Origin of the sequence: Pseudomonas emilianonis (genome assembly GCF_023072625.1) — a bacterium.
Lineage (GTDB): Bacteria > Pseudomonadota > Gammaproteobacteria > Pseudomonadales > Pseudomonadaceae > Aquipseudomonas > Aquipseudomonas paraveronii.
Genome location: NZ_JAKNRV010000016.1, coordinates 1 through 16,803, shown reverse-complemented (window position 1 = coordinate 16,803; position 16,803 = coordinate 1). Strand labels below are relative to the sequence as shown.

Here is a 16,803-nt window from a genome sequence, read left to right as displayed (position 1 = left end):
GGCCCTCCTTCATGAAGCTGAGTATCTCCACCAAGCTGTTTATTGCGGTACTGGCCGGTGTGCTGCTGGTCATCCTGAGCATGGGTGTGGCGACGAGCTGGAGTTTTGGGCGGGGCTTTCTCGGCTATCTCAATGAGCAGGCGCTGGACCGCATGGCACCCGTGCTGCCGCGCCTGGCCAGTGCCTACGCGCGTGAGGGCAATTGGGAGTTCCTGCGCAACCGGTCGGATCGCTGGTTCGACATTATGCGGCCCGAGGTCGGCGAAGATCCGGCGAAGCATGACTTGCGCACGCCCATGGCGTCAGACCTGACAGGCGCGCTGTTTCGCATGGCCTTGCTGGATGAACACAAAAAACGCGTGAACGGCTACCCGGATATCGGCGACGACGCCCTGTTACGCCCGATTGTGGTGGCCGGTGAAACCGTTGGCTGGCTGGCCGTGACCCCGTTCCAGAGCGTGACCGAAGCCGGCGGCGAACGGTTCCAGCAATACCAGTTACGCACCAGCCTGGTGATGGGCGCCTTTTCGCTGGTGCTGGCGATGCTGATTGCCTGGTGGATCGCCCGCACGCTGTTGGAGCCGGTCAAACGGGTGGCCGCGGCGACCCACCGCCTGGCTAGCGGCGACTACAGTGGCCGGGTGGCGGTGGCCTCCAATGATGAAGTGGGCCAATTGGCCCGTGACTTCAACCAACTCGCCTACACCCTGGAGCGCAATGAACAGATGCGCCGCGAATTCATGGCTGATGTCTCCCACGAGTTGCGTACCCCGCTGTCGGTGTTGCGCGGAGAGCTGGAGGCCATCGAGGATGGTGTACGCAGCCTGAACCCAGGCTCGATGAAGTCTTTGCAAGGTGAGGTCAGCATGCTCAGCAAGCTGGTGAATGACCTGTATGAACTGTCCCTGGCGGATGTGGGTGCGCTGACCTACCGCAAGAGCGCGTGCGCAGTGGATCAACTGCTGCAAGCCAGCGTGTCGATGTTCCAGGAGCGCCTGAACGACCGGCACCTGCGCGTCGAACTGGAACTGCCGCCCCAGCCCCTGGAACTGTTGGCCGATGCCAATCGCCTGCAGCAATTGTTTTCCAACCTGCTGGAAAACACCGTGCGCTACACCGACCCGAACGGGCTCATACGCATCCGCGCCGTCGTCGATCGCACCCACGTGTGCATCGACTTCATCGACTCCGGCCCCGGGGTTTCGGCCGAGCAGTTGCCGCGCCTGTTCGAGCGCTTCTATCGCGGCGAATCATCGCGCAACCGTGCCAGTGGCGGAGCCGGTCTGGGCCTGGCGATTTGTCACAACATCGCCCTCGCCCACGGCGGCAGCCTTAGCGCCGCTCACTCGCCCCTCGGTGGCCTTTGGCTGACCCTGCGCTTGCCACGGAATACCTGAACCATGACCGACAAAAGCCCGATCCTGATTGTCGAAGATGAACCGAAGCTGGCCGCCTTGATGCAGGATTATCTGGTCGCGGCAGGCTACTCGACCCTGTGCCTGGACAACGGCTTGCAGGTAGTGCCGACAGTGCGTGCGCAAACACCGCGCCTGATCTTGCTCGACCTGATGCTGCCTGGGCGTGACGGCATGCAAGTCTGCCAGGACCTGCGCGGTTTCAGCGCCGTGCCCATCATCATGATCACCGCCCGCGTCGAAGAGGTGGACCGCCTGCTGGGCCTGGACCTGGGCGCCGACGACTACATCTGCAAGCCTTTCAGCCCCCGGGAGGTGGTGGCCCGGGTCAAGGCCATCTTGCGCCGCGGTCCCCAACTGCTGGTCAACGCCGCGCCGCGACTGCTGATCGACGAAGCGCAATATCGCGCTTCAATAGACGGCGTCGCACTGGACCTCACCCCGCTGGAGCTGCGACTGCTCAGCACCTTTGCACGTTCCGCCGGGCGGGTATTTTCCCGTGACCAACTGCTCGACAAGATCTACTCCGACCACCGCGTGGTCACCGACCGCACGGTGGACAGCCATATCCGCAACTTGCGGCGCAAGCTGGAGCAGGCGTGCCCAGGGGAAACGCCCATCGAATCGTTGTATGGGGTCGGTTATCGGTTTCAGCTTTCCGAAGCCTGATATCTCGGAATAATACACATCGGCACCGTCAACGAGGGGCAAGCGGAACGCCTGTAACCATCTTCATATACCGGAGCACGCTAAACCTAGGTCAGATTCAACCCGCCGTCTGAGAGGAGTATCTCGCCGGTTAAGTAGTCCGACTCGACCAGCATTACAACAGCTTTTGCGATGTCGTCTGGGCTAGCGGCCCTGCGCATAGGTGCGCGAGTTCGCCACAACTCTTGGGCCTCTGTCCACTCTGCGGTCAGAGGCGTGTCGACCAAGCCAGGCGCCACAGCGTTTACGCGAATGTCTGGCCCAAGCGATACCGCGAGCAAGCGGGTCATGTGATTAAGCGCAGCTTTGCTTACCGCATAGGGAATCGATGCGCCCTTAGGACGGATACCGGCATGCGAACTGATGTTTACGACGCAACCTGCTCGACGGTAACGGGCGGCATCGCGCAATGCCGACTCGGCCAATGCGACGAGGTGGAACGGCGCCACGACATTAACCTCGTTAAGTTCGTGCCACACCGTCGAGTTGGCCGAGGCAAGGTCGCCGTGCGGAATGACTCTGCTCATACCGGCGTTATTGACCAATACGTCGAGCTGCCCCCACGCGGCGATCGCCTCGTTAACGAGCCTGACCCTGTCAGCTTCGAAAGCAAGATCAGCTTGCACGTAAATAGCCTGCTTCATCTCGGCAACCATAGCGCGTCCCGTATCCGCAGAGTTTCGCGAATGGAGCACCACTGCATAGCCTGCCCGGCTTAGTGCACGTGCAATGGCTGCGCCGATACCGGAAGTGGACCCTGTAACCAACGCGACGCGTAATACGTTATCGATTGTCGGATTGGGTTTCATAGGGACATCTCGAATGGGTTGCTAGAAAACCATCACCGTAGCACCCAGCGGGCAACGTCGGCATCAGGCGGTCACGATAGGCAGGTATCCATTTTCAAATCAGGTTGGCGTCTTGCTCTGCGGCGTGACGCCTTGGCGCCCTTTCTGAACCTGGTCAACCCAGCGGCGCAGCGCTGACTCACCAATGCCGAGTGAGCGGCTGGCTTCGATGTAGCGGCAGCTTTGCTTGAGCACGAGGTCGGCGGCCTCGCGTTTGAATTCAGCCGTAAAGGAGCGGCATTGTTTGCTCATCTGACACCTCGATCTGGCGAGCATTCTCGCCTAAATGGGTGTCCGGTTTCATTAGACCACTACATTGGCATTGGCAGCCGCCTAAGCGGCTGCCAATGACCCGTTAATGACTCAAATCAATCACCATGCGGCCTTTGATTTTGCCCTGCTGCATTTCATCGAAAATCTGATTGATATCTTCGATCGGACGCAATGTTACCTTCGGCACCACCTTGCCTTGCGCGGCAAACTCGAAGGCTTCAACGAGGTCTTGTCGAGTGCCGACCAGCGAGCCAACCACCTCGATCCCGTCAAGCACCAACCGAGGAATATTGAGGCTCATGGCTTCAGGCGGAAGGCCGACTGCGACCAAGCGTCCACCGGCACGCAGGGCATCCACCGCAGAGTTGAACGCGACTTTGGCGACGGCCGTCACGACAGCCGCGTGAGCTCCGCCGACCTTCTCCTGGATAACTTTTGCGGCATCCTCGTTGCGAGAGTTGATGACCAGATCGGCGCCCATTTCCCTGGCGAACTGCAGTTGATCATCGTTGATGTCCACGGCAATAACCCGGGCGTTGAAGACATTTTTTGCATACTGCAACGCCAGATTCCCCAGGCCGCCCAGCCCGTAGATCGCAATCCATTGCCCCGGGCGAATATTGGAAACCTTGACGGCTTTATACGTCGTGACGCCAGCACAGGTCACGCTGCTCGCCGCCGCAGAATCAAGCCCATCAGGCACTTTCACTGAGTAGTCGGCGACGACAATGCACTCTTCGGCCATTGCGCCATCCACGGTATAACCGGAGTTTTTGACGTCGCGGCAGAGTGTCTCGTTGCCGCTGTTGCAGTATTCACAGTGCCCGCAGCCTTGGAAGAACCACGCTACGCTGGCACGATCACCGGGCTTCAGCGAAGTGACGCCGGGTCCTACCGCCTGCACGATACCGATGCCTTCATGGCCAAGGATCACCCCGGTTTTATCACCGAAATCACCGTTCTTGACGTGCAGGTCAGTATGGCAGACCCCGCAGCACTGCATTTTGAGGAGAGCCTCACCATGTTCCAGAGGCCGTAATATTTTTTCGGTCACGTTCACGCGTTGCCCTTGGGCAACAACAGCAGCTTTCATACTTATCTCCTTGTATCCGTGAGTGAGCTTGCGTTGCAGTAGGTCCAACAAGTAACAAAGGATCACAGCAGCCAATTGCCATAAGCGTCATCCGAAGCCCCAACCGCTCAAGCAGTCCGAGGTCTGGTGCAATGCTCGCCACCGCTGACGGCGGACAACTGGCGACGCTGATCGGCAGAGCGACACGCATCTTTTAGTGATGGTCGTCGCAGCCCTTGAAGTCAAGTGAATTCCCCTGCATGTCGTGTGTCTATGGACATGCGACCTTTGGCTCCATGCTTGAAACCCGTTCCTCGTGTACCTTCATCAGTCCCGGCACATGCACTCAGCGGCGGGTTGGCCCATTAGTCGAAACGGTTCTGGAGTAGCTTTTACATGGCATATGCAACGATCAACCCCTATACCGGCGAGACACTGCAGACCTTTCCCGACGCGACCGATGCAGAGGTCACAGCAGCCATCGCCAAGGCCCATGAGGCCTTCCTGGCCTGGAAGGACACGCCTTTCGCCGAGCGCACACGCATCTTGCAGAATGCCGCCGATATCCTGCGCAAGGACAGCGACGCCTTTGCCAAGGTACTGACGCTGGAGATGGGCAAGCTGTTTGCCGAGGCGAAAGCCGAGGTCGAGTTGTCGGCAAAAATCTTCGAATACTACGTGCGCAATGCCGAAACCCTGCTCAAGCCGCAGAAACTCCCGGTTCTCGACCCTGCCGAGGGTGAGGCGGTGCTCGTGTGCGAACCGCTCGGCGTGCTGCTGGCGATTGAGCCGTGGAATTTCCCTTATTACCAGATCGCCCGCATTCTGGCGCCGCAGCTTTCTGCCGGGAATACCGTGCTGCTGAAACACGCAGCGAATGTGCCGCAAAGCGCGGCGCGCTTTCAAAAATTGATGAAGGATGCCGGTCTGCCTGATGGCGCCTTCCGTAATCTGTACGCCACGCGTTCGCAGATCGAGCTGATCATCAACGATGCCCGCGTGCAGGGCGTCGCCTTGACCGGCTCGGAAGGCGCCGGCGCGGTGGTTGCGTCACAAGCGGGCAAAGCACTGAAAAAGTCCACCCTGGAACTCGGCGGCGCCGACGCCTTCGTCGTGCTGGCTGACGCGGACCTGGCGAAAACCAGCCAATGGGCGGTGTTCGGCCGGCATTGGAATGCCGGGCAGGTCTGTGTGTCCTCCAAGCGCATGATCGTGGTCGATGCGGTCTATGACGACTTCCTCGCGCTCTATCGCAAGGGCGTCGCGGAATTGGTCGCCGGCGATCCCTTCGATGCGAAGACGACCCTGGCGCCGCTCTCCTCGCAAAGCGCCGCCAATGAGGTCAAGCAAAAAATCCTCGACGCCGTGAAGCTCGGCGCCAAGGCCGAAGAAGTTGGGCCACCCGTGCCTGTCGATGGGGCATTCGTGCAGCCGACGATCCTGACCGATGTCGCCGAGGACAACCCCGCTCGCTACTGGGAGTTCTTTGGCCCGGTGTCCATGGTGTTCCGCGCCAAGGATGAAGACGATGCAGTACGCATCGCCAACGACTCGCCGTTCGGTCTCGGCGGCTCGGTGTTCACCCGGGATACGGCGCATGGCGCAGAAGTCGCGAAGAAAATCTCCACGGGGATGGTGTTCGTCAACCACCCGACCAAGGTCGAAGCCGATCTGCCTTTCGGTGGCGTGCGCCGCTCGGGGTACGGCCGCGAGCTGATCGGTCTCGGGCTCAAGGAGTTCGTCAACCACAAGCTGATTGTCGTGGTCGATATCGACGCACCGTTCTGAGTTTCAACAGCGCTCTTTGTCCCTAGAAACCGAAACCGAAATCGAGGAGACCTGACATGGTGAACGTCATCGGGATCGATCACTTGGCCATTCGTGTCAGTGATCTGGAACGCTCCAGGGCGTTCTATGATCAGGTACTCGGTTTCCTGGGATTCACCATCGAGTGGGAGTTCGACCGGGTTATTGGCTGGACCAACGGCGAAACCCTGTTCTGGATCACCGAAGCCGATGCCCAGGGTCGCAAACATAAGCACCGGACCGGCGATGTGGGCTATCACCACTATGCGTTCGAGCTGGGCGCGCGTGAGGACGTCGATGCGCTCTACGCGTTTCTGCTGGATCAGGGAATTACGATTGTCGACGCACCCGCTGATTATCCGGATTATGGCGAGGGCTACTATTCCGTTTATTTCCTCGACCCCGATGATCTGAAGCTCGAGGTGATGTTTTTCCTGGAAAAACAAAAGCGGCGCTTGCTCGGCAAATCACGAAGAAGTGATCACCAGAAATAACTGCCCAAGGTTTGTTCAGTGCGCAACTCGCTTAACTCGATTGGCGAGAACGCCGCACACATAAAACACAGCTTGGCCAAGCTGACGGCGCAACACCCACGCCAATGCGCAGTTCGTCGAATACAAATCCCAACGGTGTGCTGGCGGGCAAAACGGCAGGATCTTCCAATGCTCGAAAGAACATGATTGCCCAAGGCTTGAGCCAATCATGTCGACGCGAAATGTTATGCCCCCTGACCAGGAACAGGCTATCCAGAACCTGGCTCAGTTCGGTCGTTATCAAAATGCCAGCGACGTGATGCGAGCCGGTTTGCGCTTATTGCGGTCGCTGCCAGGCCAGTTGCGCCTGCACTTCAGCGACGGCATCCAGGACCCTCAGCGCCCAGCTCTCATCCTCTGGCTTCACGACAACAACACGAAAGCCGTGATCATGTCCTTCAAGCCGCACGCCCTCGGAATCATCGACATGCAAGTCGATATCAAATGCTGGCGGAAATTTCGAGGGCGAGTTCAACAGTCCATGCGCGGTCAAGGCGCGGCTGTGCAGCACGCTGTTGACCACGCCGTCGACGCGGATGCCGTACAACAACAACCAGCGCCTGATGTAGGACGGAGCCCGGCCGGACGAGGTGTATACCCAGATACTGCAGCCCTGGCGCCGTAGCTCGCGGGTCAGGGAGCGTGTGCCCATGCGCAACGGCTCACCCAGCCAGCGGTGGACACAGGCAGGCAGGCGGCTGTGTTCAACGGCACTGTGGTGGAGTTGACAAGCCAAGGTGTCATCGATATCAAACGAAATACGGATGCGCTGGCGCCTGGTGAGTGGTATCGGCAGACAAGTCTTGGTGGCCCGCCACGCCCGCGCGCTAAAAACACGACATGTCGCCAGGACTGGATACCGGCTCATCAGTGGTCCCCCTGGGAGACGGGCGATGGTGTCTTGCTCAGAAAAAACGCCTCTGGATCAGGTGCTTGTTCTTCCAGGAAGGCTGCATACTTTTTCTTGATCTTGGGCAATTCGTACAAGGCCTTTACACCATGCTTGGCAGAGTTGCGTATCACCGATGAGGGGTTGAAGTAGCCCTCGGCGTTTTCCAGGGTCAGCACGAAGGGTGGCAAGCCTGCACGCATGAGCAAATAACTGACTATAAGCGACCCGCTGCGGTTGTTACCTTCAATGAACAATTGCGGCTTGCTGAGGATGCGGACATACACACCGGCCGCGCGCTTCCACACCGACTCGCTACGATAGGCGCAATACCAGTTGTACAAGTCCTTTATTCCCCCCTCAACATTGTTGAAGAAGTGTTCCTCGGTAGCTGCCAAGTGTTCAGCGTATTCCAACCGGCGTGCCGGGTCTCGGCCACACAGAACGGTGGCATTGATCTCCAGCATCAGGTTCAGTTGCTGGAGGTCGAACAGATCGACGCCCCGCGCGACATAGTCATCAATCAGCGCATAGCCTTCAAGCACATTCTGCAACACCTCGTCGGTCAAGGGGTCGCGCTGTTCGGTAAAGTGCCGGCTGAGCTCGGCAAAGCGGCCCTGCACCTTACGCAGTGCGCGTTCAATCGCGGGTAAATCAAGACGACGCATTGCAGGCATTGGCGTTCCTGAGAAACAGTAGATAACAAAGCAAAACAACCGGGGCCGGCCAAGGCCGTTTTATCAGCGTTGGCGGCATGCGGTCTTGATCAGGCGTGTGCTGCCTAGCTGAATTTGCCGCTGATGTAATCGCCAGTCATCTGTTCTCGCGGGTTTTCGAAAATCTGCGCAGTGGAACCCATCTCCACCAGATAACCCGTGCGCGTGCCCTGGGAGATATCCACCGAGAAGAAGGCTGTCGTGTCAGCCACACGGATGGCCTGTTGCATGTTGTGGGTAACCAGGGCGATGGTGTAGTCCTTCTTCAACTCGACCATCAACTCCTCGACCCGACGGGTAGCGATCGGGTCGAGTGCCGAACACGGCTCATCCAGCAACAGCACTTCCGGCTCGGTCGCAATGGCCCGGGCGATGCACAACCGTTGCTGCTGACCGCCCGAGAGGGACAGGCCGCTGACCTTGAGCTTGTCCTTGACCTCATCCCACAACGCAGCACCTTGCAGGGCGTGCTTTACGCGGTCGCCCAGGTCTCCCTTGTACCGATTGAGACGCAGACCAAAAGCAACGTTGTCGAAGATGCTCATCGAGAACGGGTTGGGCTGTTGAAACACCATGCCGATATAGCGGCGCACGACCACGGGATCGACGCCCTTCCCATAAACGTCCTGCCCAAGGAAATGCACATGCCCCTCAAAACGAAAGCCCTTGACCAGGTCATTCATGCGATTGAGGCTACGCAACACGGTACTTTTTCCGCAGCCGGAAGGACCGATAAACCCGGTGATCTTGTTCTTTTCAATTGGCACATGGCTGTCACGCACAGCCATGAAGTTGCCATAGAAAATCTTGTCAAGCTTGCAGTCCATGACCACAGGTGTCTGCGTGACAAACGGAGCGGCTATTTGCGCAGTTGATACGTTCAAAATTCAGATGCTCCCGTTTTCAGTACTTGGGCTTGCCGAAAATACGGCTGACAACGTTCACGACCAGCACGATCATTACCAGCACCAGCGAAGCCGCCCACGCGAGTTCGAGCTGGTTGTCGAAGGGCATGCCGGAGAAGTTGTAAATCAGTACGGCAAGCGATGCTGTCGGATTCATCACCGCCAGGCTGCCGTCGTGGTAGATCCAGTAGTTGCTGAACAGCGCAGTAAACAACAACGGTGCGGTTTCGCCAGCGGCACGTGCCACAGCCAACATCACGCCCGTAAGGATCGCCGGCATGCCGGTAGGCAAGATGATTTTCCAGATAACCTGCGAGCGGGTGCAGCCCATGCCGTAGGCCGCGTCCTTCATGATCTTAGGCACCATCCGCATCGACTCTTCAGCCGTCAGCACCACGATGGGCAGCATCAGTACCGCCAATGCCACGCCACCGGCCGGTGCCGAGTAGGTACCGGTGGTCATGACCACCAGGGCGTAGGCAAACACGCCGGCAAGAATGGAAGGCAGGCCCGTGAGCATCTTGGCGGCAAAACGCGCGGCGCTTGCCAGCTTGCTGTCGGGGCCCAGTTCAGCCAGAAAGATGGCGGCCATGATGCCGACCGGTACCGCGATCGCGGCCGCGATACCGACCATCACGAAGGTGCCTGCCATCGCGTTGCCAAAACCGCCGCCCGTCTCGAAACCGGCAGGCGGCAACTCGGTGAATACCTCCAGGCTCAGGCGCGCGCCGCCGCGAGTGATCAGCATATAGAGCACGGAAATCAGCGGCACGCTGGCCAGCAGCGCGCCGGCCCAGACCAGCGTGGTCAACACCAGACTGCGCAGGGCGCGGCCTTCGAACTTGCGCTGCAGGCTGGGTAAGACGCCCACCGGCGAGCGCAAACTGCTTGCAGGAGAAGTGAGGTCATTCATCATTTGGTACCCCGCTGGGCGTAAAGCATGATCATGGAGCCGAGGATGTTCACCACCAGTGTGATTAACATCAGCACCAGTGCGGCGTACATCAAAACCTCGATCTCGTTGGGCCCAGCTTCAGGGAAGTTCAGCGCCAACAAGGCGGCCAGCGTATTGGCAGGGGCAAACAGAGAAAGCGAAATGTTGTTCGCGTTACCCACCAGCATGGCCAGCGCCATGGTTTCACCCAGCGCGCGGCCCAGGCCGAGGACCAAGGAGCCGAAAATGCCAGTAGCGGCGGACGGCACCATCACTTTGAGAATCGCTTCCCAATGGGTGGTCCCCATGCCGTAGGCGGCCTGCTTGGTTTTCATCGGTACACTGGTAAGCGCGTCCTGCGAAACGGCGGCAATGGTCGGCAAAATCATGATGGCCAGGACCAGCGCCGCAGGGAGTAGGCCCGGCCCGCTCAAGGACGTGCCGAAGAAAGGAATCCAACCCAGTTCGCTGTTCAACCACGCCGTGAGCGGGCGAATCGCCGGGATCACCACATAAATCCCCCACAGGCCATAGACGACGCTGGGGATGGCCGCGAGCAATTCGACAATGGTGCGAAAGACGGCTGCCAATCTCGCAGGCAGGAAATCCTGTGTTAGGAAAATCGCCATGCTGACGCCGAAAAAACCTGCGATCAGCAACGCGATCAGGGCGCTGTAAAGCGTGCCCCAAATAGCCGGCAGAATGCCGTACTTGCCTTGGTTAACGTCCCAGACGCTGCCGAAAATCACGTCAAAACCGTGCTTTTCCATGCCTGGAAGGGCCTTGCGTCCTACCTCGAAGACCAAGGCGAAGACCAACGCCAGAATCAAAATCCCCCCTATTCGCGCAAGCGCACGGAAGGTGCGATCAACCAGCAAATCCTTCTTAGAGGGCGGCTGGCAGGCAGAATCCGGGTTAACCGGTACGACAAAAGGTGTGTTCATTGGCTAATTCCGGAGCAGGGGGAAACTCTCTCGGCATGGCTGAGCGCGCACACCGAAAGAGGCCTCATGAGCGTTACTGGATGTTGGCGGACGCTTTGCGAACCTGATCGACAACCGACTGTGGCAGCGGGATGTAACCCATCGAGTCGGCAATTTTCTGCCCTTCGGTCAGGCTGTACTCGACCATTTCACGCATGGCCTTGGCCTTGGCCGGGTTACCGTTGTCCTTACGGAAGATCATCCAGGTGTAGGAAGTGATCGGGTAGGACTTGGCACCGTCCGGGTCCGGCAACCAGGCCACCAGGCTTTTCGGCATATTCACCGCGGCCAGCGCTTCGGCACCGCTTTCGGCGTTCGGCACAACGTAATGACCGGCCTTGTTCTGCAACTGGGCGAAGTCAACCTTGGCCAACTTGGCGAAGCCGTATTCGATGTAGCCGATAGCGCCCGGGGTCTGGCGAACCGTGGCGGTCACACCATCGTTCTTGGGCGATTTGATGAATTTGTCACTGGCTGGCCAGTTGACGGTGTTGCCTTCACCCAGCGCCTTCTGGAATTCCGGGTTGATCGCTGACAGGTGCTTGGTGAATACCGCAGTGGTACCGCTGGAGTCGGCACGCACCACCACGGTGATCGGCGTATCGGTCAGCTTCAGGCCAGGGTTGGCGGCGACGATCTGCGGATCGTTCCACTTGGTGATCTTGCCCAGGAAGATGTTGGAATAGACATCGCGCGGCAGCTTCAGGCCCTTGGGATTGCCTGGCAGGTTATAGGCCAGCACGATTTCACCCGCCGTCATCGGCAGCAACTGCACGCCCTCGGCAACCTTGGCGATATCTTCGTCTTTCATGGCCGAGTCGCTGGCCGCGAAATCCACGGTTTTATTCAGGAAATCTTGCACACCCGCGCCGCTGCCCTTGGATTGATAATCCACAGTGACATCTGCGGTTTTCTTGCTGAAATCCTTGAACCAGGTGAGGTAGATCGGTGCAGGAAAACTGGCGCCGGAACCGGTCAGACGAACATTCTCGGCAGCAAATACCGAGGTGGCACTAAGAGAAACCGCAACGGCGAGTGCAGCAGACTTCATCAGACGTTTCATTCAGGAGAATCCTTGTGATTACGGGCTACCGAACTCTGCAGCAGCCTTGTTACGTTTTTATGAACAATGAATGGCAAACAGCACTCTTTTCGCCTTTTGCCGAGGCAGCGACATATTTTGTTGTAATTGCCTCGTAACAAATTTCGACTAAGACTTTGCCATCCCCACGACGCGAGTTCCGCCCATGCTCTCCACAGAAGACGCCTTGATACAGCGCATCCACCGTGAGCTGCTTGATCACAGTGACGAAGAGCTGGAACTGGAATTATCCGAAGACGGGCACGACCTGAACGCCCTGTTTGATGAACAGGTAGAGGAAGGCAGCGAGAAGGCCGCCAGAAGGATTTACTTCAGTGAACTGTTCCGCCTGCAAGGCGAACTGGTGAAGCTGCAAAGCTGGGTTGTCAAGACTGGCGCCAAAGTCGTCATCCTGTTCGAAGGGCGCGACGCCGCCGGCAAAGGCGGTGTGATCAAGCGTATTACCCAACGGCTCAACCCCCGGGTCTGTCGCGTCGCCGCCCTGCCCGCCCCCAACGACCGTGAACGGACGCAATGGTACTTCCAACGCTATGTTTCACACCTGCCGGCAGCCGGTGAAATCGTGCTGTTCGACCGCAGTTGGTACAACCGCGCAGGCGTCGAACAAGTCATGGGTTTTTGCGACGAAGATCAGTACGAAGAGTTCTTCCGCACCGTACCCGAGTTCGAGCGCATGCTCGCCCGCTCCGGCATCCAACTGATCAAGTATTGGTTCTCGATTTCCGACCAGGAACAGCATCTGCGCTTTCTCAGTCGCATTCACGACCCACTCAAGCAATGGAAGCTCAGCCCCATGGACCTCGAGTCTCGGCGGCGCTGGGAAGCGTATACAAAGGCCAAGGAAATCATGCTCGAACGCACCCACATCGCAGAAGCGCCGTGGTGGGTGGTGCAAGCCGATGACAAGAAGAAAGCCAGGCTCAACTGCATCAATCACCTGCTCGGGCAGATGCCCTATGAAGAAGTGGAGCTACCGGTGATCGAACTGCCGCAACGCGTCAGACAGGAGGACTATTCCCGCAGTCCGACACCACCGGAACTCATCGTGCCTCAGGTTTATTAATACAGGCCGCACTGAAGCGCTCTGTGCCTGGGTGGGTAATTGCACGGACTTGCCCACCCATTTGCAATCGACCTGACCAGTCATTTGCATCGGATTTGACCAGCACGATTCGTGGGCATGATCGGGAGAGAACGACCCGAAGCCGACGGTGGAGACGGGCAGAAATCGGCCAAATGGGTAATTGCACTGACTTGACCGCCCATTTGCATTCGATCTGACCAGCTATTTGCATCGGACTTGACCAGCAGGCTCAGCGGCGCGACTTACTTGAACTGCTGGACGACAGTTACGGCAACCGCTCGACGCTGGTCACCAGCCAGATGTCGATGGACAAATGGCATGCGTTGATCGGCAATCCGATCTTGGGAAATGCGATCCGACCGCCCGTTCGAATCAGCGTTGAATGGGTGTCCGGATGTTGGTGGGTTTAGTGTTCGGATGGCGCAGAAACTGCGCGCAGGGACCTTGAAGGAAAAGAAAGCTGACCAATAGATTGTCGATATGAAGAGCAGCTCGTTTTTTCTCGGGATTTCGTGCTGAGCCTAGAATCGCTCAGCCAGATCCGTGGTCATGAGCATCTGCTCGAACCTCTCCAGAAACACCGACTCGGCCTGGGTCAGTTTCTGTTCACGGTTCCAGAGCAGGTAGACATTCACGTCAATGACTCCCTCCCATGGCGGCAAGCGCCAGACTTCTTCAGCCAGCACATCAGCCGCGACGATATGTTCCGGCAGGCAACCAATGCCATAACCAGCGCCCACCAGCCGGCGGATTTCATCCAGACTCGGAGAAGAGGCAATAATGCGCCCGGTGAACCCTTGCTGATCACGAAACACCGTGAGCGGTGACAGATTGCCGCCGATCTGGTCGCTGGTAAAACTGACGAAGTTTTCGCTCTGCAAATCCCCCAGGGTCAGGTTCTTGCGACCGAACAGCCGGTGCCGCTTGCCGCAGAAAAACGCATAGCGCTGCTGCAGCAACACCCGCTGTTCAAGCTTGGGCTGCGGAGTGCGGCACAGGCCCAGGCCGAACGAGGCGGTTTTTTGCAGCAGTGCGCTGGCCACGTCCGAGCTGCGCAGCACATCGACCTCGAATTCCACCTGCGGGTATTCAAGGTGAAATTGCGCGAGGAACTCATCGTAGCAGCGTGATTGGATACGGCTGATGGTCAGCAGGCGGATCTTGCCCACCACCGTCTCGGCGGGTGAATCCAGGGCTGGGCCCAGACGCGAGACCGTGCCGTACAGGTCGGCGGCGATCTGCATCACTTCTTCGCCGGCCCTGGACAGGCTGATACGCGGCCCACGGCGCACGACCAACGCGCTATCGAGTTGTTCTTCAAGGCGCCGCAGGGCCTGGCTGATGGCGGGTTGGCTCAAGTGCAGGCGCGCGGCGGCCCGGCTGATGCTGCCTTCCTGGCCGATTACCAGGAAGGTGCGCAACAGATTCCAGTCCAGGCGATCGTTGAGAAAGCGCTTGGCATCGGGATCGCGTAACGAAGGGCAGATAGGGTTCATCATTATTCCCGGGGCTTATACTTGAGTATTTAGATTAGAAGCTTTTCCTAGCATAGGGGCTGGCGCAAGATCCAGCAACGCACCGCCAGAGTGCGAACGTTGTGCCTGCGCACGACACACATTTTCTCCTGCTTATAACAATGACGCCCAGGAGCTACAGATGACGAGCACTACCTCAAGTCCGCGACGTGCCGCGGCAGCGGCCTTTATCGGCACCACCATCGAATTCTACGACTTCTACATCTACGCCTTCGCGGCAGCGCTGGTCCTCGGCCAGCTGTTCTTCCCCAGTGAAAACCCGATGCTCAGCACCATGGCGGCGTTCGGCAGCTTCGCGGTCGGCTTTATTGCCCGCCCGTTCGCCGGCATGGTCTTCGGCCATCTTGGCGACCGCCTGGGGCGCAAGAAAATGTTGCTGGTGACCATCGTGCTGATGGGGTTGGCGACTACCTGCATCGGTCTGTTACCCACTTATGCCCAGGCGGGTATCTGGGCCCCCATCGGCCTGGTGGTTCTGCGTTTGCTGCAAGGGATTTCGGTCGGTGGCGAGTGGGGCGGTGCGGTGCTGATGGCCAGTGAGCACGCGCCCAAGGGCCGCAAGATGTTCTTCGCCTCGTTCGCCCAGTGGGGCAGCCCGGCGGGCCTGCTGCTGGCGCTGATCGCGTTCCGCTGCATCAGTGAAATGGAGCAGGACGCGCTGATGAGCTGGGGCTGGCGTATTCCGTTCCTGATGAGCGGCGTGCTGATGATGGTCGGCCTGGCGATTCGTTTCGGGGTGCCTGAGTCGCCGGAGTTTGCCGAGGTCAAGGACAGCGGCCAGACATCCGAAAACCCGGTGCTGGAGGTTATCCGCAAGGACTGGAAAAGCATTCTGTTCGCGGCCCTGGCGGTGACCATCGGCTCGGGCGGTTTCTTCTTCACCAACACCTTCATGATCACCTACGTCACCCAGTACCAGGGCATCGCCAAGACCACGATCCTCGATTGTCTGTTCGTGGTCACCGTCCTGCAATTTCTATCCCAACCCTGTTCTGCGCTGTTGGCCGAGCGCCTGGGAGAGGGGCGCTTTCTCAAATGGGTGGCGTCGCTGTGCATCTTGGTGCCGTACCCGATGTTCCTGCTGGTGCAGACCGGCAATCTGTTCTACATGACCGCAGGGATTGCCCTGGCGGTGATACTGCTGGCAGCGCTGTACGCGGTGATCGCCGGCTACATGGCTGAAGCCTTCCAGGCGCGGGTGCGTTACTCGGGCATCTCGATTGCCTATCAACTGGGCAGCGGCGTGAGCGGCGGCCTAACGCCGCTGATCGGCACCTTCCTGGCGGGTCACTTCGCCGGTCAGTGGTGGCCGCTGGCAATCTTCTTCAGCGGGCTGGCCCTGATGTCGTTGATCGGCGTGCTGGGCCTGGCTTATTTGCGTGGCGTCAATGCCAAGGCGGTCGGGCTGCGCCTTTCCCAAGGAGTTGTTTAATGAGTAAGCCAAGCGCTATGTCGCAAATCGAGTGGCAGTCGCGCTGCGAGTTGGCCGCACTGTATCGCCTAGTCGCGTACTACCGTATGACCGACCTGATCGACACTCATATCACCCTGCGTGTGCCCGGGCCGCAGCGGCATTTCCTGATCAATCGCTACGGCGTGGCGTTCGAGAAAATGCGCGCCAGTGACTTGGTCCTGATAGACCTCCAGGGTAAGGTGGTCGACGGTCAGCGCGGTGGGCACGTGAATGCGGCCGGGTTCATCATCCATTCGGCAATTCATGAAGCTCGCCCGGACCTGCATTGCATCATCCACACCCATACCGCTGCCGGTATGGCGGTGGCCGCGCAGCGTGACGGGCTGTTGCCGCTGACCCAGCACGCCCTGAAGTTCTACGGCAACCTGGCGTATCACACCTACGAAGGCATCGCGCTGTCGATGCAGGAGCGCGAGCGACTGGTGGCCGACCTGGGCTCGCACAAAGCGATGATCCTGCGGAACCACGGCCTGCTCGCGGCCGGTGGCAGCGTGGCGGCGGCGTTCCACGAGATCTACTTCCTGGA

16 protein-coding genes and 2 pseudogenes are annotated in these 16,803 nt (G+C 58.9%); 8 read left to right on the top strand and 10 right to left on the bottom strand.

The window, feature by feature from the left end:
• Positions 1–11 precede the first annotated feature (11 nt).
• Both baeS and L9Z73_RS03825 read left to right on the top strand, forming a co-directional pair.
• Complete coding sequence (baeS, locus tag L9Z73_RS03830) at positions 12–1,397, top strand: sensor histidine kinase efflux regulator BaeS (RefSeq protein WP_247396530.1); 1,386 nt, start codon at positions 12–14, stop codon at positions 1,395–1,397.
• Positions 1,398–1,400: 3 nt separating this feature from the next.
• Positions 1,401–2,084, top strand: coding sequence for a response regulator (locus tag L9Z73_RS03825; protein WP_247396526.1), 684 nt, complete (start codon positions 1,401–1,403; stop codon positions 2,082–2,084).
• Positions 2,085–2,170: 86 nt separating this feature from the next.
• Here L9Z73_RS03825 and L9Z73_RS03820 read toward each other — a convergent pair whose 3' ends face one another.
• The 3 genes and pseudogenes from L9Z73_RS03820 to adhP form a co-directional block, all read right to left on the bottom strand.
• Entirely contained in the window at positions 2,171–2,932 is a 762-nt protein-coding gene (locus L9Z73_RS03820) for an SDR family NAD(P)-dependent oxidoreductase (protein ID WP_247396524.1), read from the bottom strand.
• 102 nt (positions 2,933–3,034) lie between these two features.
• Positions 3,035–3,223, bottom strand: a pseudogene (locus tag L9Z73_RS03815) (transposase); the annotation flags it as partial.
• 103 nt (positions 3,224–3,326) lie between these two features.
• On the bottom strand, positions 3,327–4,337 hold the full coding sequence (adhP, locus tag L9Z73_RS03810; RefSeq protein ID WP_247396520.1) for an alcohol dehydrogenase AdhP: 1,011 nt from the start codon (positions 4,335–4,337) through the stop codon (positions 3,327–3,329).
• A 375-nt stretch (positions 4,338–4,712) separates the two neighbouring features.
• Here adhP and L9Z73_RS03805 point away from each other — a divergent pair, with 375 nt between their 5' ends.
• A complete protein-coding gene (locus tag L9Z73_RS03805) occupies positions 4,713–6,104 on the top strand; it encodes an NAD-dependent succinate-semialdehyde dehydrogenase (protein WP_247396517.1) in 1,392 nt (463 codons plus the stop codon).
• Positions 6,105–6,160: 56 nt separating this feature from the next.
• Positions 6,161–6,616 (top strand): VOC family protein, encoded by a 456-nt coding sequence (locus L9Z73_RS03800; protein WP_247396514.1) that lies wholly within the window; start codon positions 6,161–6,163, stop codon positions 6,614–6,616.
• Between the two features lie 316 nt (positions 6,617–6,932).
• Here the strand turns inward: L9Z73_RS03800 and L9Z73_RS03790 are convergent, their stop codons facing one another.
• The 6 genes from L9Z73_RS03790 to pstS all read right to left on the bottom strand — a co-directional run bounded on the left by L9Z73_RS03790 (position 6,933) and on the right by pstS (position 12,145).
• Complete coding sequence (locus tag L9Z73_RS03790; RefSeq protein WP_247396511.1) at positions 6,933–7,523, bottom strand: hypothetical protein; 591 nt, start codon at positions 7,521–7,523, stop codon at positions 6,933–6,935.
• A complete protein-coding gene (locus L9Z73_RS03785; protein ID WP_247396508.1) occupies positions 7,523–8,221 on the bottom strand; it encodes a hypothetical protein in 699 nt (232 codons plus the stop codon). The genes L9Z73_RS03790 and L9Z73_RS03785 overlap by 1 nt, the downstream gene beginning before the upstream one ends.
• Positions 8,222–8,325: 104 nt before the next feature.
• A complete protein-coding gene (gene pstB / locus L9Z73_RS03780) occupies positions 8,326–9,087 on the bottom strand; it encodes a phosphate ABC transporter ATP-binding protein PstB (protein WP_244652093.1) in 762 nt (253 codons plus the stop codon).
• 76 nt (positions 9,088–9,163) lie between these two features.
• Positions 9,164–10,081, bottom strand: a complete 918-nt coding sequence (pstA, locus tag L9Z73_RS03775; RefSeq protein ID WP_247396505.1) for a phosphate ABC transporter permease PstA — start codon at positions 10,079–10,081, stop codon at positions 9,164–9,166.
• A complete protein-coding gene (gene pstC / locus L9Z73_RS03770) occupies positions 10,078–11,043 on the bottom strand; it encodes a phosphate ABC transporter permease subunit PstC (protein WP_247396503.1) in 966 nt (321 codons plus the stop codon). Before pstC ends, pstA begins: the two co-directional genes overlap by 4 nt.
• Before the next feature lie 73 nt (positions 11,044–11,116).
• The gene (gene pstS / locus L9Z73_RS03765; RefSeq protein WP_247396502.1) at positions 11,117–12,145 is read right to left on the bottom strand and encodes a phosphate ABC transporter substrate-binding protein PstS; all 1,029 of its coding nucleotides are present in this window, start codon (positions 12,143–12,145) and stop codon (positions 11,117–11,119) included.
• A 184-nt stretch (positions 12,146–12,329) separates the two neighbouring features.
• On the opposite strand from pstS, the gene ppk2 reads away from it, so the two are divergent.
• Together ppk2 and L9Z73_RS03755 are read left to right on the top strand one after the other, a co-directional pair.
• Entirely contained in the window at positions 12,330–13,247 is a 918-nt protein-coding gene (gene ppk2 / locus L9Z73_RS03760; protein ID WP_247396498.1) for a polyphosphate kinase 2, read from the top strand.
• Positions 13,248–13,498: 251 nt separating this feature from the next.
• Positions 13,499–13,624 (top strand): annotated as a pseudogene (locus L9Z73_RS03755) (ATP-binding protein); the annotation flags it as partial.
• 165 nt (positions 13,625–13,789) lie between these two features.
• Here L9Z73_RS03755 and L9Z73_RS03750 read toward each other — a convergent pair.
• Positions 13,790–14,764 (bottom strand): LysR family transcriptional regulator, encoded by a 975-nt coding sequence (locus L9Z73_RS03750; protein ID WP_430624273.1) that lies wholly within the window; start codon positions 14,762–14,764, stop codon positions 13,790–13,792.
• 160 nt (positions 14,765–14,924) lie between these two features.
• Here L9Z73_RS03750 and L9Z73_RS03745 point away from each other — a divergent pair, with 160 nt between their 5' ends.
• Positions 14,925–16,235: an MFS transporter gene (locus tag L9Z73_RS03745; protein WP_247396494.1), complete on the top strand. Its 1,311-nt coding sequence runs from the start codon at positions 14,925–14,927 to the stop codon at positions 16,233–16,235.
• A partial coding sequence (locus tag L9Z73_RS03740) for a class II aldolase/adducin family protein (RefSeq protein ID WP_247396490.1) occupies positions 16,235–16,803 on the top strand: 569 nt, incomplete at its 3' end. The genes L9Z73_RS03745 and L9Z73_RS03740, both read left to right, overlap by 1 nt.

Bases quoted from the DNA above. Each gene is read 5' to 3' on its own strand.
- baeS (WP_247396530.1), top strand. From the start codon at position 12: ATGAAGCTGAGTATCTCCACCAAGCTGTTTATTGCGGTACTGGCCGGT.
- L9Z73_RS03825 (WP_247396526.1), top strand. From the start codon at position 1,401: ATGACCGACAAAAGCCCGATCCTGATTGTCGAAGATGAACCGAAGCTG.
- L9Z73_RS03820 (WP_247396524.1), bottom strand. From the start codon at position 2,932: ATGAAACCCAATCCGACAATCGATAACGTATTACGCGTCGCGTTGGTT.
- adhP (WP_247396520.1), bottom strand. From the start codon at position 4,337: ATGAAAGCTGCTGTTGTTGCCCAAGGGCAACGCGTGAACGTGACCGAA.
- L9Z73_RS03805 (WP_247396517.1), top strand. From the start codon at position 4,713: ATGGCATATGCAACGATCAACCCCTATACCGGCGAGACACTGCAGACC.
- L9Z73_RS03800 (WP_247396514.1), top strand. From the start codon at position 6,161: ATGGTGAACGTCATCGGGATCGATCACTTGGCCATTCGTGTCAGTGAT.
- L9Z73_RS03790 (WP_247396511.1), bottom strand. From the start codon at position 7,523: ATGAGCCGGTATCCAGTCCTGGCGACATGTCGTGTTTTTAGCGCGCGG.
- L9Z73_RS03785 (WP_247396508.1), bottom strand. From the start codon at position 8,221: ATGCCTGCAATGCGTCGTCTTGATTTACCCGCGATTGAACGCGCACTG.
- pstB (WP_244652093.1), bottom strand. From the start codon at position 9,087: ATGGACTGCAAGCTTGACAAGATTTTCTATGGCAACTTCATGGCTGTG.
- pstA (WP_247396505.1), bottom strand. From the start codon at position 10,081: ATGATGAATGACCTCACTTCTCCTGCAAGCAGTTTGCGCTCGCCGGTG.
- pstC (WP_247396503.1), bottom strand. From the start codon at position 11,043: ATGAACACACCTTTTGTCGTACCGGTTAACCCGGATTCTGCCTGCCAG.
- pstS (WP_247396502.1), bottom strand. From the start codon at position 12,145: ATGAAACGTCTGATGAAGTCTGCTGCACTCGCCGTTGCGGTTTCTCTT.
- ppk2 (WP_247396498.1), top strand. From the start codon at position 12,330: ATGCTCTCCACAGAAGACGCCTTGATACAGCGCATCCACCGTGAGCTG.
- L9Z73_RS03750 (WP_430624273.1), bottom strand. From the start codon at position 14,764: ATGAACCCTATCTGCCCTTCGTTACGCGATCCCGATGCCAAGCGCTTT.
- L9Z73_RS03745 (WP_247396494.1), top strand. From the start codon at position 14,925: ATGACGAGCACTACCTCAAGTCCGCGACGTGCCGCGGCAGCGGCCTTT.